Raw genomic sequence first — 21,998 nt, 5'->3', positions numbered from 1 at the left:
ACGAGTGGGTCTTTTACTCGGGTCCGGCCTCCAACGGCACCACCATCACCTTGTCCACCCGGTTTTTGTCCATATCCACCACCTCGAAGCGGAAACCCTCCCACTCGAAATGATCGGAAGCGCGGGGCACCCGGCCTAGCTGCACCATCACGAAACCGCCGATGGTGTGGAAACCGCCGGAAGCTTCGTCGGGCAATTCTTCCACATCGAAGATTTGCTTGAACTTCTCCACGCCGAGGACGCCGTCCAGCAGCCAGGAACCATCCTCGCGGCGCACGGCCTCCGGCTCTTCCTCCTCTTCGCCCTCCGAAGGCAGGTCGCCGACGATGGCTTCCAACACATCCTTCAGCGTCACCAATCCGGCGATTTCGCCGTATTCGTCCACCACCAGGGCCAGGGCGGTTTTGGAGCGCTTGAACTCCTCCAGCAATTGCACGGGGCTTAAAGTCCTGGGCACCGAATAAGCCGGCCGGGCCGCCCCGGCCAGTTCCATACGCTCGCCGCGCAAAGCCCGCCGCAGCAAATCCTTGGCCTGGATGAAGCCCAGCACGTTATCCAAACCGCCCTTACACACCGGGATGATCGAATACGGGCTTTCCACCAGCTTATGGCGGTTCTCCTCGAAGCAATCCTCCACGTCCAGGTAATAAATATCCATGCGCGGCGTCATGATCGCGCCGATGCGGATATCGTCCAGCCGCAGCACGTTGGACACCATTTCCTGCTCGCGCTTGTGGAACACGCCGGCCTCGGTGCCTTGGTCGATCATCAGCCGGATTTCCTTTTCCGTGATCTGCGGCTCGTCGTTCTTGTGGGCGCGGAACAGCCGCAGCACCACATCGGTGGAAAAGCTCAACACCTTGACCAGGGGATAGGCCAGGATCGACAGCCCGTTCATGGGCCGGGCCATCACCATGGCGATGGACTCGGGCCGGTGCAGGGCCAGCCGCTTGGGCACCAACTCGCCGATGATGAGCGAAAAGTAGGTGATGCCGAACACCACCACCGCCAGCGACAAGCCATGGCTATAGGGCGCGACCTCCGGGAACTGGGCCAGATAGTCCGCCAACTGGCCGGACAGCGCGGCCTCACCATAGGCACCGCTGAGGATGCCGATCAAGGTGATGCCGACCTGGATGGTGGAAAGGAAATGGCTGGGTTCGTTCGCCAGTTTGAGCGCGAGCTTGGCGCTTTTCACGCCCTCTTCGACGGCTTGTTGCAGGCGGATTTTGCGCGAGGAAACGATGGCGATTTCCGACATCGCGAACAGGCCGTTCAGGATGAACAAAAGGGCCAGGATCAGGATTTCCATTCAAGGGATGGGAGTTGTGGGACGGTGGGAGCTAGGGTAGCGAATCCCCGGTGTCGATGCAAAAACATCGCTCAGGCAGCCAATGCGTCCAAGATGAAAGACAGGCTCAAAAGAGGAATAGGCCAATAAAACCAAGGCGATACGGTGCACCCTCCCCGGATGGGAGCGGCGCACCGCGGCCCTCAACGGACCAAGTCCCCCACCAGTTTGGCCTCTGGCCCGGCGGCTTCCCGCGCCAGCCGGTAACGCCGGTCCGCCGCCGAAAACAAACCTCCGCTCATCATCAGCACACCGCCCAGCCAAATCCAGCGGATGAACGGCTTGTAATAGGCCCGCACGCTCCACGCCCCGGCTTCCATCGGCTCGCCCAGGGCGACATAGAGATCGCGGGTCAGGCCGGGATCGATGGCGGCCTCGGTCATCATATTGCGCTGGACCTTGTAGACGCGCTTTTGCGGCGACAACCGGGCGATTTCCCCGCCCTCGCGCAGCACTTGGAAATCGCCTTCCCGCGCCACGAAATTCGGCCCTTGCACATCGGTCACGCCCTGGAACACGATACGGTAGCCGCCCACTTCCACGGCCTCGCCCGGAGCCAGCTTGACGATTTTTTCCTCGCTATACCCATTCGACAGCACCACGCCGACCAGGAACACCGCGATACCGCAATGGGCCAGGGTCATGCCGTACACGCTGCGCGATTGCGAGCGCAGACCTTCCGCCAAGCTGCCGCGCAGCCGGAGCCGGTTCCACAGGGTGAAACCCGCGCTGCCCGCCAACCAAAACGCCATCGTCAAGCCCGCCAGCGCCTTGATATCGGCGATATCCCAGAACACGGCGGTAGCGACGATCCCGAGCAGCAAACTCGCCAAGGCCAGATAGCGTACCCGGAACAATAGCTTGCCGAGCTGCGCCTCGCGCCAGGCCAGCATCGGCCCGATCCCGGCCAGCAGGCAAATCGGGGTCATCAAGGGCGCGAACACGCTAGCGAAATAGGGCGAACCCACCGAAATCTTGCCCAGCTTCAAGGCGTCCAGCAGCAAGGGATACAACGTCCCGAGCAGGATGCTGGCGCTGGCCGTGACCAACAGGATATTGTTCAGCAATAAGAGGTTTTCCTTGGAGACGAAGCCGAATTGGGCGGTATCGCGGATAGCCGGGGCGCGTAACCCGTACAACAGCAAGGAACCGCCTACCACCAGGGCCAGCAACACCAGGATGAACAAGCCCCGCGCCGGATCGGAGGCAAAGGCATGGACCGAAGTCAGCACACCCGAGCGCACCAGGAACGTCCCCAGCAAACTCAAGGAAAAGGCGAAGATCGCCAGCAATACCGTCCAGGCTTTGAACGCGCCGCGCTTCTCGGTCACGGCCAGGGAATGCAGCAAGGCCGTCGCCACCAGCCAAGGCATGAACGAAGCGTTTTCCACCGGGTCCCAGAACCACCAACCGCCCCAACCCAGTTCGTAATACGCCCACCACGAACCCAGCACGATACCCGCCGTCAGGAACACCCAGGCGATCAAGGTCCAGGGCCGCGACCACCGCGCCCAGGCCGAATCTAGCGAGCCGCCCAGCAAGGCCGCAATGGCGAAGGCGAACGCCACCGACAAACCCACATAGCCCATGTACAGCATGGGCGGATGGATGGTCATACCGAAATCTTGCAACAAGGGATTGAGGTCGTTGCCGTCGGCGGGGGCCGGGACGATGCGCTCGAATGGATTCGAGGTCAGCAGGATGAACAGCAAAATCCCGACGCTCACCAGCCCCATCACGCCCAAAACCCGCGCCTGGAATTCCAGCGACAAGCCCCGGCTGAACCCCGTCACCATCACCGTCCACAAGCCCAGGATCAAGGCCCACAACAGCATGGAGCCTTCGTGCGCCCCCCAGGTGGCCGAGATGCGGTAATACAAGGGCAGGCTGCTATTGGAATGCTGGGCCACGTACAGGACCGAAAAATCATGGTTGACGAATGCCGCCACCAGACAGCCGAACGACACCGCCAGGAACAGGAATTGCGCCCTCCCGGCGGCGGGTCCGACCGCCATCCAGGCGGGAATGCGCCGCGCCGCGCCCAGCAAGGGATAGGTCGCTTGCATCAGCGCGGTCAGCAAGGCCAGGATCAAAGCCAGATGTCCGAGTTCGGGGCTCATTTCTTCCACCCTGAGTAGTCGATGGGCGCTTGGCCGTTGTGTTTGAGGGAATCGGCGACTTCGGGCGGCATATAGTTCTCGTCGTGCTTGGCGAGGACTTCGCCGGCCTCGAACACGCCCGCCGGGTTGAGCTGGCCGATGGAGATGATGCCCTGCCCTTCACGGAACAAATCCGGCAGGATGCCGGTGTAGACCACCTGCACCGTGGCCGGGCCACCGTCGCTGAGGGTGAAATGGACGGTAGTGCCGTTGGCCTCGCGCTGCACCGTGCCCGGCACCACCAGCCCGCCGACCCGGAACGGATAGCCCTTCGGCGCTTCCCCGGCGGCGACCTGGCTGGGCGTGTAGAAATACAAGAGGTTCTTCTGGAACGCGGTCAGGGCCAGGAAGGCGGCGACGCTGACGCCCACCAGGATCAGCCCCACCACGGTCATGCGTTTTTGGCGCGGGGTCATCATGACGGCCTCCGTTGCGCTTCTTGTTTCAGGCGGCGGGCGATGGTTTTCAGCACCTCGGCATGGCGTTTGAGGGGTGCCAGCAGATTGAGGACCAGGATCACGGCCATTAGGCCATAGGAGGTCCAGACATAGAGGGCGTAGCCGCCCATGGAGAAGAATTCGTTCCAGTTCATTGCGATAGCGGATGTGGATGGAAGGAGGGACCGGCGCGGAACGCTTGGGGAGCCGCCCCATCGGGGGCTGGGATGCGAGGCGGGATATTCTAGCGGTTCGGCGGGGGTTTGGCTGTGAAATGCTGGGTGTCCCGCAGCGGGATGCGGCACGGCGGAACATCCCACCGCCCGTTGGAGCGGCTTATCCACCCGCCTTCTCGAACCCCAGCACCGCATACCGCAATACCCCCAAGCGGCTGGCCCATTCGGCGAACAAAGTCTCCGCCGCCGCCGACACGCTGGGCAGGGTGAACTCTTTGGCCAGCTTGCGGATGAAATCGTAGGTCGGCAGGGTCTCCCCGGTAATATCCCGCTCCACGCTTACGGCGAACCCGGTTCCTTGCGCCAACCGGCGGTAATCCTCCAATCCATGGCGGAAATCGCAACGCCCATAAAACCCCAAGGTCGCGGGCCACATCCCCGCCAAGCCCATGAACGGCTTCAAACCCGCCGTCGGCAGGAAATCCGACAAGGCCAGCCGTCCGCCCGGCTTCAACACCCGGAAAGCCTCCCGGAAGAATCGTTCCCGGCTCGGGAAGTGGAAAATACACTCCACCGCCAGCACCGCATCCAAACTGGCATCCTCGAACGGCAGGGCGCAAGCATCGCCCTCGATCCATTCCAGCGTGTTGCCGGGCCGGGCCACGATGCGGCTCCCGGCCCTTTCGAGTTGGCGCGGATCGATATTCAGCCCGGCCAGGGCCATGCGTTCGAAATTGGCGTTCAAGCTGGCCGTGGTGCCGCCGAAGCCGCAACCCGCATCCAACACCTTCATGCCATCGGTCACGCCCGCCGCCTGATACACCAACCGCGACAAAGCTTCGGCGGCTACCGCGAAATCTTCCGGCGTGCCGGTCGCGGCCTTAGGTTCGGGCCAATAGCCCCAATGCACATGGCGGCCGAACACTTGTTCCAGGACGGGATGCCCCTCGTCCAACAGCTTGAGCAAAGCATCGAAATACGGCAGGCGGATCGGACTGGACATGGGGCTAGGCTCCTTGGCAATGGAATTTGGATGGCGTCGGCACAGGATGGCCTGTCAGAATACCGGAAAAACCCCTGTCATCCCCCATCGCCCGAGTACCCGTATCCCATGGCTTCCCCGCACGATCCCCGCGCCGCCGCGCTCGACAGTTTCATCGCCCGCCATCCCGGCATCCTGGCGGGCGGCGGTCCCGCCGCCGTGTTCCGCGCCCTGCCCGGCGCTTATCTGGACGCGCTCCCACCGCGCCCCGTCCATTATTACCAAACCGACAAGCCCGGTGCCGACGCCCTGGCCCGGCTCGGGCTCGAAGTCCGCACCGACGAACCCGCCTCCCCCGCCTCCCTCTGCCTCGTGTTCGCCACCAAGCACAAGGAAGAAGTCCTCCACCACTACGCCCGCGCCGCCGCGCTGCTGGACGAAGGCGGCAGCTTGATCGTCAGCGCCGCCAACGACCTGGGCGCGCCCTCGCTGGAACGCCGTTGTGCCGAGTTGATGGGCGGCGTCGAAACCTATAGCAAGCACAAATGCCGGGTGTTCCTGGCCCGCAAAGACCCGGCCAAGCTGGATCGCGGCCTGTTGGAAACATGGTTGCAAGGCGGGGATTGGCACGGCATCGCGGATACCGGCTTGATGAGCCGCCCCGGCCTGTTCAGTTGGAAGGCGCTGGACCTGGGTTCGCGCCTCCTGGCCCGCCACCTGCCGGACGATCTGGCCGGGCGCGGGGCCGATCTGGGCGCGGGCTATGGCTATCTGAGCCGGGAAATCCTGGCCCGCCCGCGCCAGATCGCCGAACTGCACCTGTTCGAATCCGAACACAAGGCGCTGGACGCCGCCCGCCGCAACCTGGAAGGACACCCGGCAGCGCAATTCCATTGGGCCGACGTGACCCTGGGCTTGCCGGTGTCGCGCTTGGATTTCGTGGTGACGAACCCGCCGTTCCACACGGGACGGGCGGCGCTGTCGGCGCTGGGCCGGGCCTTCGTGCGGGCGGGCCTCGCGGCGCTCAAACCGGGCGGGCGCTTGTTCCTGGTCGCCAACCGGCATCTGCCCTATGAGCCGGAAATCGAAGCCCTGGGAGCGCGGGCGGCCACCCTGGCGGAAGCCGAGGGCTTCAAGGTCATCCTGGCCCTAAAGCATTGATTGCGCAATGGAAACCGGCCCCACCGCCCCGCCCGGCACGGCTAGAAAAGAGTTGCAAGATCATCGGCTCTTTGGCACTCTCTCAAGCCCAGGCCGGGTGCCCAAGATAATAGCGATGAAACCACCCTGGCGACCTTTTATCCAGGGTGTCTTCCGACCCAAGCAAACCCCGTGCGCCGGGGTTTCAAACAAAGGCGTTTATGGACGGCGACGACCAAACCTATCGGACCACCAATATGCCGGACCCAATTGATCGAAACCCTCCGTAACCACCGGAAACGGGCCGCTGGCAAGACGTCCCAGCCCCGCTGCCGCCAAACATTGGCTTTACTCCTGCGGGATTCCGCCCTTACAACAACCACCTAATAATGATTATATGCTAACCGCCATAGCCGTTTTATTAGTCCTAGCGCTGGTTTATTTCCTATACAAGTTTGCATGGTCCCCCCAATCCACCCGTCACCACGCGGTGGACCAGCCACGCCCCGATATTCCGCCCCGGCTCCAAACCCAGGCCGAACCCGCCTCGGAAACCCCGGCAACCACCTCCCAACTCCGCACCGCCGAACCGCCGCCACCGGCCAGCGAACCCGTTCCCGCCGCAGCGCAAGTGGCCGAGCCTCCCGCCGTGGCGGTGGTGCCGGTCGCCGCCGTACCAACTGTGGCACCGCGCCCGGCCTGGGTGCCGGAGGATTCGGTGCTGCGCCGCCATTTCATGCAGCACACGGCCCTGATGGCGCAGACCGTCGCCGGTCCCCGCCCCGGCGATAGCGTCCTGATCCGCCATCATGGGCAATTGGTCCAGAGCCGCATCGACGCCTGCCTGCGCGACGAAGCCAGCCTGCTCAAGCTGCGGGCCGATTACGCGGCCCGGATCGCGGCGCTGGCCGTGACCGCGCCTCCGACCCCGGTCGCGCCGACCGCCACCGTTATCGAAGCGCCGACGCCGGTCGAGGAACCCCTTGTTGCTACCACCGCCGCTCCAATCCCAGCCGAAACCGCGCCAGTCGCCGCCCCACCCGTCCGCACCCCGCGCCCGGCCTGGGTGCCGGAAGATTCGGTGTTACGCCGCCACTTCATGCAGCACACGGCCCTGATGGCGCAGACCGTCGCCGGTCCCCGCCCCGGCGATAGCGTCCTGATCCGCCATTATGGGCAATTGGTCCAGAGCCGCATCGACGCCTGCCTGCGCGACGAAGCCAGCCTGCTCAAGCTGCGGGCCGATTACGCGGCCCGGATCGCGGCGCTGGCCGTGGCCGCGCCTCCGGCCCCGGTCGCGCCGACCGCCACCGCCGTCGAGACGCCGACGCCGGTCGAGACGCCCGCCGCCGCCCAGGCACCGCGCCCGCCGCTGATTCCCCAGGATTCCGTACTCCGCAGGCATTTCCTGCACCACGTCCTGCATATGCTGAAATCGGTCGCCCCGCCCCGCCCCACCGACAGCGTGTTGATCCGCCATTACGAGCAATGCCTCGATAGCGAATTCAACGCCTGCCTGCGCGACCCGGCACGGCTGGAACGGCTGATCGCCCGCTATGGGACGAGCAGGACGGCCAGAGCCGCGTAAACCCAGCACCGGGCAGGGACGCCCGGCCCCTTCCGCGCCAGGGCGGACCCAACCCGAACAGCCCGCCCCCCGCCCCCAGACTCAAGCCCAGACATCGAGGTGATGGCCGAGCGACCCGGAGGGCGTGGCCGAGGCGATGAGTTGGAGCGCGTCCTGCCCCTCTTGCTTGGCTTGGTCGTGGGCCATCTTCATCACCGAAGCGCCGATCTTCTCTTGCAGCTTGCTGTCGTTCATGGCCTGGGCCAAGCCCATCAAGCCCGAATCGGAAAGACCCGAAATATCCATGGATGTCCCCTGGGTGTTGGTTCATAGGCTAAGGCTAGAGCATTTTTGGTTTGGGTTTACGCCCAGCCGTGGGCATATCCCCATGCCCACCATTTTTGGGCTATCCCGGCGGACACGGAATACATGCCCACCCTACCAATGGCGTGGAAATGCCCTGGCGGAAATCCCGACGCCGCACCGGCCCGGTCCCGCTCATCCGCCGTCCGCCGCGCCCAGCATCCGGGTCCGCCACCGGATGGGTACGAGTCCCGCCACCACGTATAGGACCGCCATTAGCACATACACCAGATAGCTGGCATGGGGGCTGTGGAAGGCGATGGCTATGCCCAGGGCATAGAACGGCGGCCCGACCAGCAAGCGGCGGTTGGCCTGGCGGATGACCTCGGGACCGAGGTCGGGTTTGACCAGCCGGTGGTTGCGGACGGCGTAGAGCCAACTGGCGTGCAGGGTCAGCGAGGCCAGGATCATATTACAACCGTAGATGATGCTGGCCACGGCGTATTGATGATGCTCGCCAAGCATGGCGGCGGAGAACGGCAGCAGCGAAATCCAGAACAGGAAGCAGATATTGATCCACAGGAAGCGGTTGTCGGTGTGGGTCAGGTGGTGGAGATCGGCGTGCTGGTCGATCCAGAACACCGCCGCCACCGCGAAGCTGATGGCGTAGCTCAGCACCTTGGGCCAGAGTTCCAGCAGCGCCTTGTGGAGTTCGGCGGCGGAACCGGCCCCCGTGACCTCGTCGGCGATGATTTCCAGCACGAGGAGGGTCATCACGATGGCGAACACGCCATCGCTCAGGGATTGCAAGCGGCCTTTCTCGAAGCCGTGGCCATTGTGTTCGGACATGGGGGGTTGCTCCTGGCGGCATGTGAAAGCGATGGCGATAGCCTACTTAAATCGGTCCCCGCAAACAGCGCCGCTGAGACCGGATTTTGCGGCTTGAAGGGCAGCGTGCCCGAACGGCTCATGCCTATCGCTGAATTTGTATTATATTGATTCGGATGCCGTTTCAGCCAACCGAGATCATTGCCATGTGTAAGAATAAAAATCCCTTGCTTGGAAAAGGTCATAAGGATTTTAGCGCCTTCAAAGCCCGGGAAGGAGAAACCACGGCCAGCGCCAATCCCACCCAACTCGGCGCGATTCCCCGTAAGAACCCTTTGCGGGGCGGAGAGTCCAAAAAATGGGTGAAAAAAACCCTATCGAGCCGCCAGGAGGTGCTTATTGAATGCATTACCGGTGAAATCTACCGTTATTTGATCGGCCCCCTCCAGCCCAAGATCAGGACCGGCGACGGCAATAATATCCTGTCGGAGTTCGTTCCATACCGCTCGGTGCGAGATATCCTCGACCGCGCCAAACACCAGGCGAAGGCCATGGCGTTCAAGGAAGCTTTCATTCAAGGGCAGCGGGGTTTCATGCTGGTTTTGTTCTCTTCCATCATGCTGGAAGAAAACGACCTCTCGGACCAAAACTATGGGCTTGCGATCCCTGCGGACGAAAATGGGGAAGTGCGTGAATCGGAGGTGGAAACCTATCTGGAATTCATCAAGATCGACCACGGGCAATCCCTCAATTCCATGCGCATCGCCGCCGCCAAGAAACTCTCGTTCGCGCCGGTGAAATATTTCCCGGCCCCGTCCGACGCCGACCTCGACGAGCGGGGCATCGACAAACGGACCAAGGATAATAGGAAATCCATCTATACTACCAAGCGCAAATATGTACTGGTCCCCGAATTCATAGACCGGGCGCTGACGCATTTTTTATCCGGCTATATCGACAAAGACTGCATCAAAGAATTGAATTATTTGCCGAGTACCTTGCCGATCTTCGATGGCAGGCTCCTGAGTTTTTACGATGGGATCCACGATAAGTACGATATATGCGAGGATGGGAAATATTGGGCCATCGCCAAACTGATATTCACGGACGACACGGTTTATTCGGGCATCGCCGAGCGCGCCTCGGACCCCGGCGAGAATCCCGCCCTGCAACAACGTATCCGCGACAAAATCATCGAAAACAAACGCGCCCTCAAGGAGGCGGTGGCACCGGACCCGGATTTCTTCGCGTTCTGCCACCAGAACCAAGCCGCGATCCGCTTGGAGATTCAACGCTCCTTGGAGAGGATCGTCCACAACCGCTCCGGCGAGATCAGCGCACGCTATGAGGGTTTAAGCGCCTTGGGGGGAGTCTCGCCCGACTTCGAGGCGGCCATCGATATTGGCAAAAATTTGGCGGCGCTCCATGCCGATTCCGGGTTCCGGGAAGAGGCGGATGATTTCTTCGTGGATATCATAAATGATATTCAAACCAGGGATTGGAGCGTCAGGGGTGGTGGCTATGAAATCCAATTCATGAAAGAGAGGCGGAAGATCAGGAAAAAGGTTCCCGACCATGTGGCGGATATGCATATCAGTTGCGAGCGGTATCTACAAACTCCAAATTACCGGGCATTAAGAACCCTGCTGGATATTTCCTGTATCGTCCATGCCGCACGGCGTGGTTCAAGTTTATTCCGATCCAGGGAAACCGAGAAGTTTTACGGCGACATCATGGAGCGGCTGGGTTCGCTGGAGGGCAAGCTCTCCGAATCCCGCAACAGGCCGACTTTGCGCCATCTCGTGAACAAATACGAGCGCGAGGATGAGCGCTTTTTCAATTTTTTCAAAGAAAGCCGATAAGCTTGAAAAATCGCCGGGGTTATGGCGTGGTTCATGGGCCAGCCCTTTCAAAGTGACTACTTCTTACCCGTAAGCAATTGATAAGTCGAGACATGGGGCTGCTTTGGATCGTAGGGGGGCTTGGATTTTGGCTGTTTGGGACCCCTCGAATGCTTCCTCAGGGCGCGGAGATTGACGTTGCGGGCGGTTTCGCGCAGCCAGGCGGCGAACCCGGACGGGGTGCGGGCGGCGACGGATACCCAATCCAAGGCCTCGCCCAGCTGGACGAGGGCGAGGAAGGTGGCGGCGATCTCGTGGGCAATGTAATACCCGGAAACATCCTTGGATACCGGCTTTGGGTGGACGCAATCCAGCGCCGAGATCATCACCGAGGAAATGTTATAGGCCACCAGGGCCAGGGCGAATCCGAACAGGGCGGCCTTGGGATAGGCCAGGGTTTCGATCTCGGAATTGAAATGCCTTTCGACGTGTTGGAACGCGGTTTCCAGGGTCCACCTTCGGCGGTAAAGGTCGGCGATGGTGGTGGCGGGAATGTCGGCGGGCAGATCGGTGATCATAAAGATAGGTAGCTTTGCCCGGCCCGGATCACGCGGGCGACTGCATCCGCCACGGTTATGGAAGTAATTTCAAAGCGATGGCTTTGGAGAGCCTCATGCTCATTGTTTCCACCGCAAGCAGATACCGGCTGATGACCAAGCATATCATGGCGGTCGTGACCAATATCATACCCGCCGTTATGGCTTTTCCCAGGCCCAATCCCGGCAATGCGATCAACAAAAAGGACGACCATGAGCATATGACAACGATCTGTATCAGATAGAGGGGGAACGATATTTTCCCCAGGAAAAGCGAAAGGCCGGAGGAAAGCAGCGCTTTGAGGCGTGGGGATAAAGCCACCGCCAGCACGATACTCGCCGCCATGAGGCACATCACTTTCGGGTGGTTCTCGAACCCCCTATGCCAAGTCGATATATACCCATCGGTGGCGATGATCGCGAATGCCAATACCTCGGACCCGACGGAAGTAAAGTCGCGCTTATCGAAGTGCGATTTATTGAGTTCGCATAGGATATAGCCCAGCCAGAAACAGGCTAGCTTTTGATTTTTCAGGTAGAAGAAAACCAATAGAATAAGCGCGACAAGCCAGTTGGCTTTGCCATGGCTTCTATAGATGGCGATGAACGCATAGAGCATATATGAACCGAGCAGTTCAGTCTGCATGGTCCATAAACTTGAGTTATAGCTGGTTTTCGGCTGATATTCGAAAAAGCACTCGTAGAAGGCAAACGTCAGCATCCCGCCGAAGTTTGGTTGGGTGTGGAAGTGGTCGCCGATCCAATTATAGGTACGGGCATCCCACCGCATTAGATCGGCCAAATATCGGGCCGCGTCTTTGTTGAAGATCAAATGCGCCTTCATCAGCAAAAACGCGATCAGGGAGACAGCGAATACCGGGATGGCCAGCCTGAAATATCTCGATGTGGTGGCCACGAGCAGACTGCCGCCCTCCCCATAAACCCCTTTCACGCTCAAGGCGAAACCGGAAATCACGAAAAAGACAGATACCGCGAGGCCACCGTCGGTGATGAACGAGTTCCATGGGCCTTTGTATTCCGGTAGATATTCGAGCAGGAAAGCGCCCACCAAGTGGTGTAGAAACACCACGATACAGGCCCATCCCCTCAGCCCATCCAGCCATTCCAGTCTTGTTTTGATGGGCATGGAGTGCGCTAGATGGCCGGGATTCTCATATATATCGGTTTGAAAGGCACTGCGCGGGTTATGGTTTGAGCAGATATTTATAGCGTTTATGCGTAGTATAAATAAAAAGGCGGGGCCAGTATTTTATATAGCAACCCCGCCAAAGCCTATATTCCCCTACTCCGAATACCGCTCATACAACCGCATCAACATTCCCAATTCCCCCTCCTGCGGCACGCACCAGCCCTCCAACTGGATATCCTTGAGGATTTGCCGACCCTGGTCGTCCTCCGCCATATTCAGGAAGGTCTGGGTAATGTCGTCCTTCTGCGCCGCGATGGCCGGATCGATACACAGCAAATGGAAAGCGAACTGGGTATCGCTCTCGTCCACCACGCGGGTATTGCCGCGGGTCAGCCCGGACAGCCCGTAATAGGTTTTCTTGAGCATGAACAACACGTCCGCCTGCTGCTTCAGCAGCATTTGCAGCGCCTTGATCTCGTTGCCCGCGAAATGCTGCTGGAAGCGCGAGGAATCCAATCCGTTCTCGTCGCACAAGAACCGCCCCAGTACATAGACGAAACTCCCCTGCGAAGCCGTCACCGCCTGCGCTTCGGGCAGATCGGCCAACGTCCTGGGATCGTCGGCCCGCATCACGATCACCACCTCATCGGCCTCGCCGACCGGACGCAGCAGCGGGATGAAACCCCGCTTCTGCATCATCGCGCATGCCTCGAACGGCTTGGCGAACAGCAAATCCACCACCTCCTGGCCCAGTTCGCGCCCGGCGGGCAATTGCTCGAAATGGATCGCCCGCTGCAAGCGCCGTTGCAGATAGGTGTTCAGCAGATACCAGCCGCTCAACTGCGCGCCCACTTGCAGGCTGGCGACGAAATTCAGCTTGCCGCCGGCGGGCGCGGCCTCGGCGGGTTTGGCCGCCGCCCGCACCGAACTCACCACCGAGGGCTGGGCACCGCCGCTACGCTCGGACGGCAGCTTCACGTCGGCAGTCAGGAATCGGCCCAGCCCCGTGATCTTGAACAGCATCGCCACCATGCGGTTGGGATTTTCCACCTCGATCTTGATGCCGCGCTTCTCCCATTCCTCGAACAGCTTCAAGAGCAGGGACAAGCCCATCGAATTGACCCGCTCCACCTTGATGAAATCCAGCTTCACGCGGGTGCTGGATTCGACCCCGCGCAATTGGTTGAGCGCGGGGGCCGAATGGGCGTCCACCGAACCGATCAGCTCGTAGCAACGCAGTCCCGCTTCGCTGGCAGGCAAGGGATTAATGGAAAGTAAATCTGCTAGCGTCATGGCTGACGACCTCATCGTGTTCGCTGTGGTAAAGGAACTGGAACCCGGTACGCAGGCCGATCTGCGGCGACCTGTTCAAGTCCCAAAGCGTGGTGATCTGGGTGCTGCGGTGCGGGGTGACGCGCACCTGCAAGTAATCCGACATACGCCACATCAGGTACAAGCCCGCGCCGCCGACACCGGCCTCGACGCCCTCGGCCAGGGTGTGGGTGAGATGGTCGAGGAAGATCGCCGGGGTCAGGGTACCCCAGTTGTCGGTGACGGACAGGCCCACGGTTTCCGGGCCGACCGCGACATTGATCCTGACCAGCTCGTTCTCGGCCAGGGCGCGTTCCGTGCCCTTGATGAAGAACGGGCGGCTCTGGCCGTCGCGGGGCGCGCCGTACAGCGAATTCTCGACCATTTCGTCCAGCACGATGGGGATGAAGTCCAGATGCTCCTGCGGCAAGACGCCGAGTTCGGCCAGCCAGGCGCGGATTTCCTCCATGAAGAACAGCTTGTCGTCGCTATGGGTCAGCAGGAAGGAACGCTCCATCATCCGGTCGGGGACCAGTAGGTAGATATCGTCGTCGGGCGTGGTTTGGTGCTGGGCCAAAAGGTGTTCCCAACCCAGGCGGTGGTAGAACTCGTCGTCGCGCGGCAGCACCCGGCGGATGCCGTCGGCGCTGAGGCGGGGCAGCAGGTCGTGGAACTCGCCCTCGCTCATGAACACCACCAATTGCCGCGAGGTCGGCGAGGTGAAATGGTCGGACTGCGAACGGTAGAAGCCTTCGGTGACGCGCACCAGCTGGTTGGATTCGCCCGCCCCGGCCTGGGCTTCCACCCGGTCGGAATGCTCGATCACGGCCAGGGTCACGTCGTCGTCGAAATGCTCGCGGCCACAATGGGCGCGGAGGGTGGCCAGGATTTGATCCTGCAACACCTCGGGCGGGGCGTCGGCATGTTCGCTCAACACGGCTTCCAGCCTATCGAAGCCGAAGGGCTGGCCGCGGGGCGATTCCTGCTCGACCAAGCCGTCGGTGAACAGGAACAAGCGGTCGCCGATCTCCAGTTGCAGTTCCTGCTCGACCGCCAGATAGTCGGTGTCCAGGGTCTTGCCCAAGGGCAGGCCGAAGCCTTCGATCATGCGCCATTCCCGTTCGCCCCGGCGGAGTAGATAAGGCAGCACATGGCCGGCGTTGGCGAAGCGCAAATGTCCGGTGCGGCTGTCCAGGCTGAAACAGCCCATGGTCATCAGCAAGGATTGGTGCGCGGTCGCCACCATGGTTTCGTTCAAGGAGCGGAGGATTTCGGCGGGACGGGTCACACCTTCGTTCACCAACGGATAAAGGCCGGCCTTGGCCGCCGACACCATGGTGCCCGCCGCCACGCCATGGCCGCTGACGTCGCCGATCAACAGCACCGAGTAATAGCCACCCACCTTGTAATAGTCGTAGTAGTCGCCGCCGACCTCGCTCGAAGTCAACAGCGTGGCCTTGCCCTGCACGCCGGGGAGGACGATGTCCGGGCTGGGCAGGATCGAGTGCTGCAAGGTGGCGGCGAGGTTGATTTCCTCCTGCAAGCGGCCACTGAGGGCTTCGAGTTCGACCAGGGTGGCCTGCAAGCGGTCCTCGGCGCGTTTGCGCTCGGTGATGTCGTCGCCGGTGATGAGGAACAGCGTCGGCAGCTTGGTCGCGGGGTCGCGCACCACGGTGGCGTGCCAGATGATGTCCACCAATTCCTGGGTGCGGATCATCAAGGGGATTTCCGCGCCGCCCTCGCCGGCGTGGCCGCCTTCCATGACTTCCAGGAACAAGGCCCGGATGGCGTCCTGCTGCTCCGGCGCGAACAAGGTGTCGAAGAAATCGACCCCGCGCACCTCGTCCTCGGCCCAGCCCGAAATTTCCTGGGCGTAGCGGTTGAACAGGTTGATGCGACCGAAGGGATCGAGACCGATGATGAGCGCCTGGGCGGTGTTGATGATGTTGTCGTTGAAGTCGCGCTGCTCGGCGAGGCTAGCCATGCTGTCCTTGAGCCGGTTCACCAAGGGATTCAACAGGAAGGTGCCGGAAAACACGATGGCGCCCAAGAAGAACACCAGCGACACGGCCTGGAGGTTCTGGGTGTTTTGCAAGCGGAAGTCGGAATCCTTCTGGTAGAACGCCACCACCTTGTCGATGCCTTCCACGGCCTTTTCCGGCGCGGTGGACAAGAGATATTGCAGGCCGGGGTTGTCGAGATCGATTTGATCCACCGGCTGCGACAGGAGCTTCTTGACGGCGGAGATGTAGCTCTGGACCTGCTGGTCGAGGTTGATGGGATCGGCGTAATAGATGGTCCTGAGTTCCGGCGACAACTCGCCCGGCTCGGCCAAGAGCCGCGGCCCCTGGCGGATGAGGCGGTCGCCGTTGCGGAGATAGCTGTGCATGTTGTCGAACAGGGTCACGGTTTCCACCATTTGCTGGCGGATCTTCTGGCGTTCGGCGTGGGTCTCGGCATGCTGCATCTTGAGCGCGAGCAAGACGCCGCGCTCGATCAACATGCGTTGATGGCCTGCGAGGTTGAGGGCGGCGGCGCTACCTTCCTGGCTGCGGAGGTCGGCGATCAAGATGGCGTAGGTCACAAGGGCGGTCATGGCGAGCAAGGCCAACACCGTGACGTACTGGTCCAAGGCCCAGGCCAAGGCTTCCCGGAAAAAGCCCTGCGACCCGGCACCCGCTGCTTGGGCAGGATGCGGTTGTGGTTGCATATGTTCTCCTCATATTAGGTGTGTTTTTTTCATCTCGTTCTTTATCGTGCGGGGAGAGGAATAAGGTGTTTCGTGCTTGTATTGGGAAGTCTACAAGAAAGCCGGGGATTCGATGGGAAAAAAACAGAGAAACGGGGTGGCCTGCGACACGGGCTGTGTGGCCTTGAGGCAGGGTGCGGCCAAGCTTCCCAGGTGTGCCAGGAAACCGGCGCCACGCCGGGACGGGGATGGACAAGACGGGGAAGAGCGGGTCGGAAAGAGGACCGGCCCGGACGGGACGGGATCAGCGGATACGCAGCCGGTGCAATCGCACCACGCAACTGGCGGCCATCGGGGCGACGGGCAAGGCGAGGCTTTCCAAGCCCATCAGGTGGCGGACACCCAGAGCGCCAAAGCCTTGGGCATCGTTATCCCCCCGGACCTAAATTAAACTTGGTCAAAGCCATATCGGCCGGTTTGGCCGGGCTTGGCACCGCGCCGGTCGCCGCCACCGTGGTCCATTCCAAACACCGCCTGCGCCGATCCCCGGCGCGGCGGTCATGGAACAAACGGGCGGTTGCCGGGCTTTGGCCGTGCCGCCGGTCGTTGACGGGCGAGCGCTCCCGGTAGCGCCGGACCAGCACCCGGCGGCCGCCGAACACCCTGAGGTTCAAGCGCTTGACGACCCCATCGGCGGCGAGTTCGGATTCCAGTTCGACCAAGCCGTGATATTCGGCCAGCCGGGTCTCGGCATCCAGCAAGGCCATGATCTTGATTGCCAAGATACGGCCCCTGCGCCGCCAGGGTAAGAACCCGGGCCGGGGATCGAGACCGCTCGCGACGAACCGCCCGAGCCGTTTGGGATCGGTATCCGCCGGGATATTCCTGATGAACACGGTGGCCGTCACCCTAGCCCGCCTCCCGCCGCGCCCTGGCCGGACGGATGGGCGCGGATTGCCGTGCGGTCTTCCCGCGCCACGGCGACAGGTCGCTCCCGCATTTCAACCCCGCAGACCGTAAACCAGCACGCTGAGCTGGCAACCGCACCATTCCACCTCGCGGTGCGTCTGGGTCGCGATGGCCAAGGCGCAACCCTGGGTTTGCGCGGGATCGTCGAAGTATGCGATCACAAAACCCGCGGCCTCGTGAATCCGCCCATGGAATTTCCGGATCAGGGTTTCGATAGTGGCTAACATGGCGGGTCTCCTTGCCTAGCTATGGCCGAAGGGTGTGAGTGCCTCCAGTGAAGCACGGTTTATGCCTAGAAACATTGCCCCAAGCTTTTCATGGGCTTGGCGGGATGGCGCCGGGCCGGGCGACGGGGAGTGTCAATTTTTCCGACACCCCCTATGGATTCAACAATCCCGGCCCTTTGACCGATATATCGGCGGCTCGGCCCGGATTTCCAGGGTCCGGTGCCACGCCTAACGCATTTTCGGTTTGGGTGTACGGTCCCCTCTGCTGGCGTGGATGGGCATGTCCTCATGCCCACCCTATAGAAGCTCTAAGGCCGCTGTCCGGCGTACTCCGCCGCGTGTTGGTACAGGATACGGCGGATTTCCTCGATCACCTCGGGCTGGCCCTGGCAGGAATGGTCCCAGCGCACCACCTTTTCCGACACCGCCTCGTCGATATGGGCGCTGCGGTAGGACACGACGCCATCGTCGCCCGCCGCTTCGGCACCCTCGCCCCGCACCGCGATGATGGAATGGGCCTTGATCCGGGGATCGACCGGGATCGTCTGGAGGATTTGGAGGGCGGGATTGTCCGGGTTCATGTTATCCACCGCCGTCGGCGGGCTGAGGATGGCCTTCATCAGCTTTTCCTCGCCGCTCAGGGTCACGGCCTGGGCGGCCCGGCTGAACAAATCCACCGGCAGCGTGACCAGGGAAGCGGCGATGGACCCGATCCGGCCCGCCGCCAACAACGCCCCATGGTGCGGGGTCGCGACGAACACCACCCGCGCCACGGACGGCAGGGGCGTGTAGAAGGCATACCCCTTGAGCATGGCCCGCGCTTCCGGGTCCATCGGGACGGCATCGAAAGGCTGGTCGCTGATGCGCCGCCAGAAGCGGTCGCCGCTGTCGATGGCGGTGAGCTTGGTCAGCAAACCGCCCTGGCTATGGCCGACCACCACCATCCGCCGCAGATCGGCGTCCCGGCCCGCCGGGTCGAATTCCTCGACGGCGGCGTTCAAAGCCGAGCGCAGGCGCGAGGCCGAAAAGCCGATGGGATTGCCGCTGTCGTAGAAGAACACCCAGATTTGGAAACGCTCACGGATGTGGGGGTCGCCTTCGAGTTCGTTGACCAGTTCGGCCCAGCGGGCGGGGCTGGAACCCGTGCCATGCACCAGCACCACCGGAATCCGGCCCGGCTTATAGGGATGCAGGGTGAACAGGCCGTCCTGGGCACGATCCTTCGGCAGCCAACTCTTGAACAGGCCGCCGCGCAGGAAGCCGGTCAATTCCAGATCGTAAAGGGGACTGTGTTCGAGCTGGTAGGCCAACGCCGCCGTGGGGTCGGATTCCAGCGGCAGGCTGCGCCCGGCGACTTCGACCGTGGTGGCTTGGTCGGCGGCGTAGATTTCGATCCGCCCTTCGATCCGGCCATCGGCCAGATGGGCGCGGGCCTGGTCCAACCGCAACAGGACGGTGACTGGAACTTGGGTGCCGGCCGCCAGCCGTTCCGCGCCGACGGTTTTTTCCAGCGAGCGCTGGGTGTCGATGGCGGCGGTCAAGGGAGCGCCGATGCCATGGCGGTTATAGCGGTTGCGGAAACCCCGCACCCGCAGGGTCGTGGTCGGCATGAAATGATCCAGCCGGTAGCCGCCCCAGGCCGGCCCGGCGGGGTCCGCGCCCAGCCGCAACGTGCCGAACGGTAGCGGATACAGGCCGGGCCGCAACACCACCTCTTCCCGGTCCCCGCCCCGCGCTTGGCCCAAGCCCTTGGCGACGGCTTGGTTATACAGATCGTAGGCCAACCGATAGCGGGGGTCGGACGGGGACAACCGGGGCGGGTCGGCGTCCGGGAACAGCAAAGCCCAGGCATACACGGCGGCCGCCAGGAAATAGCGGCGGTCCCGCGCCCGGTCGGCATGGAGGAACGCAAGCTCCGCCAGCGCGAACAAGCGCTCGTCGTCGTCCACCGGGTTCAGCCCCCGGTGCAACTCGGCCAGCACCCGGACTGGTTCGGTCTCGAAGCGGTCCAGCAGCCCCAAGCGCCGCAGCACGGTCTTGGAAGGCTCCGAGGCTTGTTCCGCCGAGAGGGCGCTGAGGTTCTGGAGGGCGTAGGCGGTCTGGATATCGACCGGCTGCACGCCGACCGGGGTCGAGCAACCCGCGCTGGCAAGGACGAGGATGGATAGGGCGATGGGCCGCCCGCGCCGTTTTTGTGGTGTCTTGGGTTGCATGCGTGGCCCTTGCGTTAAAAAAGGCTGCAAGACCAGCGCTTGGCTACCACGGTTCGCCGAAGGGCCGGACATCCAATTCGAAGGTCCAGGCCGAGCGCGGCTGGCGGGCCAGGAACACGGCGGTCCCGGCGATGTCGTCGGGCTTTGCGAAGAACTCGTCCGGGCGGCCGGGGAAGGCGGGCCGGTTGACCGGCTCGTCCACCACGCCGTCGATGATCAGCAGGGACACGTGGATGCCTTGGGGACCATAGGCGCGGGCCAAGGATTCGGCGAGACTGCGTTGAGCGGCCTTGGCAGCGGCGAAGGCGGTAGTGCCGGGCCGGCCCCGTCGCGAGGCGGTCGCGCCGACGAAAAGGACCGTGCCGCGCCCCGCCGCCAGCATGGCGGGCAAGACCGCCCGTGCCGTCAGGAAGGCGCCGTGGGCGTTGATCCGCCAAGCGGCTTCGAAGTCGGCCTCGGCCAGTGCGAGCGGGTCGCCCCAGACCATCTTGCCGGCGTTGTAGACCAGGACTTCGACCGGACCCAGGTCGCGGGCGATGGCCTCGAACGCCGCCCGGATCGACGCGCCGTCGGTGACGTCGCAAGCATAGGCCCGGCTGCCCGGGAGGGTCGCGGCCAGTTCGGACAATCGCGCCAGGTTCCGCGCCAGGAGCGCCACACGGTAGCCCGCGGCGGCGAAGCGCCGGGCGAAGGCCGCGCCATTGCCGGGGCCAGCGCCCACGATGGCGCATACTGGGGAGTTCGATTCATGCTCGGTTTTGGTCATTGGGTCAATCCCGTTGGGTACTACGTGCTGCGGTCGAATTGGATCAGAGCGCAGGGCCATGGCTTGCAAGCCGGGTGGTTCTCGATGCCGGGCTTCCGAGGCGGATCGGATTCGGGGCGAGGCGCGGCGTCGGCTTGGGCGGGCCGATATATTAACGCCGCCCAGGGCCACGCGGGCAAAACGACTCCCCCACGCCCTACCCCGCCCAAGGTCTAAACTCTACGAAACCCCCACCCCACGAGGCAGCCCATGAACCCCGACATGATCGCCGAACTCGGCCGCCAAGCCATGACCGTCACCGTGCAAATCAGCGCCCCGTTGCTGATCGGCACCTTGGCCGTGGGACTCGTCATCGCGGTGTTCCAGGCCGCCACCCAGATCAACGAAATGACCCTCTCCTTCGTACCCAAGCTCATCATCATGGCCTTGACCCTGATGTTCGCCGGGACGTGGATGCTGCAATTGCTGATCGACTACACCCGCGGCCTCATCCGCGCCATTCCCCACCTCATCGGCTGAACCATGCGCTTCGACGAAGCCCAAATCCTCGCCGCCATCGCCGGATTCGCCTGGGTCTTGCTGCGCTCGGCGGCGATGTTCGTGTCCATGCCGCTGTTCATCGGCCATACCGTGCCCATGCCGGTGCGGGTCATGCTCGCCACGGGCGTGGCCTTCGCCGTCCTGCCCAACCTGCCGCCCATGCCCGAGGTCGAGTTGTTCAGCCTGCCCGGCCTCTTCGTTTCCGTCCAGCAATGCCTGATCGGCGCGGCCATGGGTTTCGTGCTGCATATGGTGTTCGCCGCCATCGTGTTCGGCGGGCAGAGCGTGGCCTATAGCATGGGGCTGGGCTTCGCCTCCCTGGTCGATCCCCTGACCGGGGTGCAGGTACCCGCCATCGCCCAGGTCTACCAATTGCTGGGAACCCTATTGTTCCTGTCGATGGATGGGCATTTGGTGATGATTAGGCTGCTGGCGGACAGCTTCCAGGCGGTGCCGGTGGGATTCGAGGGACTCGGTCGCGACGCCTTGTGGGAACTGTCGCTCTGGACCGGGAAGCTGATGGCGGCGGGTTTGCTGCTGTCCCTGCCCATGGTGGCGGCGCTGTTGCTCATCAACCTGGGGTTCGGCGTGGCCAGCCGGGCCGCGCCGCAGCTCAATATCTTCTCGGTCGGCTTCCCGGTCAGCCTGTTGTTGGGCTTGGTGCTGATGCGGCTGACCCTGCCCGATGTGCTGGCCTTGTTCGCCGGTTTCCTCGACGAGGGCTATCGCTTGATCGGCCATCTGCTGGGCTGA

Annotated in this window: 20 protein-coding genes; 5 read left to right on the top strand and 15 right to left on the bottom strand. The window is 62.6% G+C overall.

All coding sequences use genetic code 11. The features are described 5' to 3' along the window. Positions 1-13 precede the first annotated feature (13 nt). The 5 genes from B9N93_RS02380 to B9N93_RS02360 form a co-directional block, all read right to left on the bottom strand. Positions 14-1,312: a hemolysin family protein gene (locus B9N93_RS02380; RefSeq protein ID WP_085210542.1), complete on the bottom strand. Its 1,299-nt coding sequence runs from the start codon at positions 1,310-1,312 to the stop codon at positions 14-16. 182 nt (positions 1,313-1,494) lie between these two features. Next, positions 1,495-3,471, bottom strand: coding sequence for a heme lyase CcmF/NrfE family subunit (locus tag B9N93_RS02375; protein WP_085210540.1), 1,977 nt, complete (start codon positions 3,469-3,471; stop codon positions 1,495-1,497). Then, a complete protein-coding gene (ccmE, locus tag B9N93_RS02370; protein WP_176225099.1) occupies positions 3,468-3,929 on the bottom strand; it encodes a cytochrome c maturation protein CcmE in 462 nt (153 codons plus the stop codon). The genes B9N93_RS02375 and ccmE overlap by 4 nt, the downstream gene beginning before the upstream one ends. Further along, entirely contained in the window at positions 3,926-4,102 is a 177-nt protein-coding gene (gene ccmD, locus B9N93_RS02365) for a heme exporter protein CcmD (protein ID WP_085210538.1), read from the bottom strand. The genes ccmE and ccmD overlap by 4 nt, the downstream gene beginning before the upstream one ends. A gap of 181 nt (positions 4,103-4,283) precedes the next feature. Beyond that, positions 4,284-5,126, bottom strand: a complete 843-nt coding sequence (locus B9N93_RS02360; RefSeq protein ID WP_085210536.1) for a class I SAM-dependent methyltransferase — start codon at positions 5,124-5,126, stop codon at positions 4,284-4,286. Positions 5,127-5,234: 108 nt separating this feature from the next. Between B9N93_RS02360 and B9N93_RS02355 the strand changes: the two genes are divergently transcribed. Beyond that, a complete protein-coding gene (locus B9N93_RS02355) occupies positions 5,235-6,266 on the top strand; it encodes a class I SAM-dependent methyltransferase (RefSeq protein WP_085210534.1) in 1,032 nt (343 codons plus the stop codon). 469 nt (positions 6,267-6,735) lie between these two features. Then, positions 6,736-7,833 carry a hypothetical protein gene (locus B9N93_RS02350; protein WP_125468801.1) on the top strand — a complete coding sequence of 366 codons (1,098 nt, stop codon included), beginning with the start codon at positions 6,736-6,738 and terminating at the stop codon, positions 7,831-7,833. An 81-nt stretch (positions 7,834-7,914) separates the two neighbouring features. Here the strand turns inward: B9N93_RS02350 and B9N93_RS02345 are convergent, their stop codons facing one another. Beyond that, a complete protein-coding gene (locus B9N93_RS02345) occupies positions 7,915-8,118 on the bottom strand; it encodes a YjfB family protein (RefSeq protein WP_085210531.1) in 204 nt (67 codons plus the stop codon). Between the two features lie 192 nt (positions 8,119-8,310). Beyond that, the gene (locus B9N93_RS02340; protein WP_085210529.1) at positions 8,311-8,964 is read right to left on the bottom strand and encodes a TMEM175 family protein; all 654 of its coding nucleotides are present in this window, start codon (positions 8,962-8,964) and stop codon (positions 8,311-8,313) included. A gap of 185 nt (positions 8,965-9,149) precedes the next feature. On the opposite strand from B9N93_RS02340, the gene B9N93_RS02335 reads away from it, so the two are divergent. After that, positions 9,150-10,805, top strand: a complete 1,656-nt coding sequence (locus tag B9N93_RS02335; protein WP_085210528.1) for a hypothetical protein — start codon at positions 9,150-9,152, stop codon at positions 10,803-10,805. 56 nt (positions 10,806-10,861) lie between these two features. Here B9N93_RS02335 and B9N93_RS02330 read toward each other — a convergent pair whose 3' ends face one another. From B9N93_RS02330 to B9N93_RS02295, 8 genes are all read right to left on the bottom strand, one after another. Next, positions 10,862-11,362 carry a transposase gene (locus B9N93_RS02330; protein ID WP_085210526.1) on the bottom strand — a complete coding sequence of 167 codons (501 nt, stop codon included), beginning with the start codon at positions 11,360-11,362 and terminating at the stop codon, positions 10,862-10,864. Between the two features lie 55 nt (positions 11,363-11,417). Beyond that, on the bottom strand, positions 11,418-12,527 hold the full coding sequence (locus tag B9N93_RS02325) for an acyltransferase family protein (RefSeq protein ID WP_085210524.1): 1,110 nt from the start codon (positions 12,525-12,527) through the stop codon (positions 11,418-11,420). Positions 12,528-12,683: 156 nt separating this feature from the next. Continuing rightward, positions 12,684-13,823: a PhnD/SsuA/transferrin family substrate-binding protein gene (locus B9N93_RS02320; protein ID WP_085210523.1), complete on the bottom strand. Its 1,140-nt coding sequence runs from the start codon at positions 13,821-13,823 to the stop codon at positions 12,684-12,686. Next, positions 13,795-16,551 carry a SpoIIE family protein phosphatase gene (locus B9N93_RS02315; RefSeq protein WP_085210521.1) on the bottom strand — a complete coding sequence of 919 codons (2,757 nt, stop codon included), beginning with the start codon at positions 16,549-16,551 and terminating at the stop codon, positions 13,795-13,797. The genes B9N93_RS02320 and B9N93_RS02315 overlap by 29 nt, the downstream gene beginning before the upstream one ends. A 407-nt stretch (positions 16,552-16,958) precedes the next feature. Beyond that, positions 16,959-17,312 carry a hypothetical protein gene (locus B9N93_RS02310; protein WP_125468800.1) on the bottom strand — a complete coding sequence of 118 codons (354 nt, stop codon included), beginning with the start codon at positions 17,310-17,312 and terminating at the stop codon, positions 16,959-16,961. Positions 17,313-17,531: 219 nt separating this feature from the next. After that, entirely contained in the window at positions 17,532-17,726 is a 195-nt protein-coding gene (locus tag B9N93_RS02305; RefSeq protein ID WP_085210518.1) for a hypothetical protein, read from the bottom strand. A gap of 308 nt (positions 17,727-18,034) precedes the next feature. Beyond that, the gene (locus tag B9N93_RS02300) at positions 18,035-19,939 is read right to left on the bottom strand and encodes an alpha/beta fold hydrolase (RefSeq protein ID WP_085210516.1); all 1,905 of its coding nucleotides are present in this window, start codon (positions 19,937-19,939) and stop codon (positions 18,035-18,037) included. 43 nt (positions 19,940-19,982) lie between these two features. Further along, positions 19,983-20,705, bottom strand: coding sequence for an SDR family NAD(P)-dependent oxidoreductase (locus B9N93_RS02295; RefSeq protein ID WP_085210514.1), 723 nt, complete (start codon positions 20,703-20,705; stop codon positions 19,983-19,985). Positions 20,706-20,954: 249 nt separating this feature from the next. Between B9N93_RS02295 and fliQ the strand changes: the two genes are divergently transcribed. After that, complete coding sequence (gene fliQ, locus B9N93_RS02290; RefSeq protein WP_085210513.1) at positions 20,955-21,224, top strand: flagellar biosynthesis protein FliQ; 270 nt, start codon at positions 20,955-20,957, stop codon at positions 21,222-21,224. Between the two features lie 3 nt (positions 21,225-21,227). Then, positions 21,228-21,998 carry a flagellar biosynthetic protein FliR gene (gene fliR, locus B9N93_RS02285; RefSeq protein ID WP_085210511.1) on the top strand — a complete coding sequence of 257 codons (771 nt, stop codon included), beginning with the start codon at positions 21,228-21,230 and terminating at the stop codon, positions 21,996-21,998.

It is taken from the genome of Methylomagnum ishizawai (assembly GCF_900155475.1).
Classification (GTDB): Bacteria; Pseudomonadota; Gammaproteobacteria; order Methylococcales; family Methylococcaceae; genus Methylomagnum; species Methylomagnum ishizawai_A.
This window is presented reverse-complemented; position numbering and strand designations above follow the sequence as displayed.

Coding starts and splice junctions, on each gene's coding strand:
- B9N93_RS02380 (WP_085210542.1), bottom strand. CDS start 1,312: ATGGAAATCCTGATCCTGGCCCTTTTGTTCATCCTGAACGGCCTGTTC.
- B9N93_RS02375 (WP_085210540.1), bottom strand. CDS start 3,471: ATGAGCCCCGAACTCGGACATCTGGCTTTGATCCTGGCCTTGCTGACC.
- ccmE (WP_176225099.1), bottom strand. CDS start 3,929: ATGATGACCCCGCGCCAAAAACGCATGACCGTGGTGGGGCTGATCCTG.
- ccmD (WP_085210538.1), bottom strand. CDS start 4,102: ATGAACTGGAACGAATTCTTCTCCATGGGCGGCTACGCCCTCTATGTC.
- B9N93_RS02360 (WP_085210536.1), bottom strand. CDS start 5,126: ATGTCCAGTCCGATCCGCCTGCCGTATTTCGATGCTTTGCTCAAGCTG.
- B9N93_RS02355 (WP_085210534.1), top strand. CDS start 5,235: ATGGCTTCCCCGCACGATCCCCGCGCCGCCGCGCTCGACAGTTTCATC.
- B9N93_RS02345 (WP_085210531.1), bottom strand. CDS start 8,118: ATGGATATTTCGGGTCTTTCCGATTCGGGCTTGATGGGCTTGGCCCAG.
- B9N93_RS02340 (WP_085210529.1), bottom strand. CDS start 8,964: ATGTCCGAACACAATGGCCACGGCTTCGAGAAAGGCCGCTTGCAATCC.
- B9N93_RS02335 (WP_085210528.1), top strand. CDS start 9,150: ATGTGTAAGAATAAAAATCCCTTGCTTGGAAAAGGTCATAAGGATTTT.
- B9N93_RS02330 (WP_085210526.1), bottom strand. CDS start 11,362: ATGATCACCGATCTGCCCGCCGACATTCCCGCCACCACCATCGCCGAC.
- B9N93_RS02325 (WP_085210524.1), bottom strand. CDS start 12,527: ATGCCCATCAAAACAAGACTGGAATGGCTGGATGGGCTGAGGGGATGG.
- B9N93_RS02320 (WP_085210523.1), bottom strand. CDS start 13,823: ATGACGCTAGCAGATTTACTTTCCATTAATCCCTTGCCTGCCAGCGAA.
- B9N93_RS02315 (WP_085210521.1), bottom strand. CDS start 16,551: ATGCAACCACAACCGCATCCTGCCCAAGCAGCGGGTGCCGGGTCGCAG.
- B9N93_RS02305 (WP_085210518.1), bottom strand. CDS start 17,726: ATGTTAGCCACTATCGAAACCCTGATCCGGAAATTCCATGGGCGGATT.
- B9N93_RS02300 (WP_085210516.1), bottom strand. CDS start 19,939: ATGCAACCCAAGACACCACAAAAACGGCGCGGGCGGCCCATCGCCCTA.
- B9N93_RS02295 (WP_085210514.1), bottom strand. CDS start 20,705: ATGACCAAAACCGAGCATGAATCGAACTCCCCAGTATGCGCCATCGTG.
- fliQ (WP_085210513.1), top strand. CDS start 20,955: ATGAACCCCGACATGATCGCCGAACTCGGCCGCCAAGCCATGACCGTC.
- fliR (WP_085210511.1), top strand. CDS start 21,228: ATGCGCTTCGACGAAGCCCAAATCCTCGCCGCCATCGCCGGATTCGCC.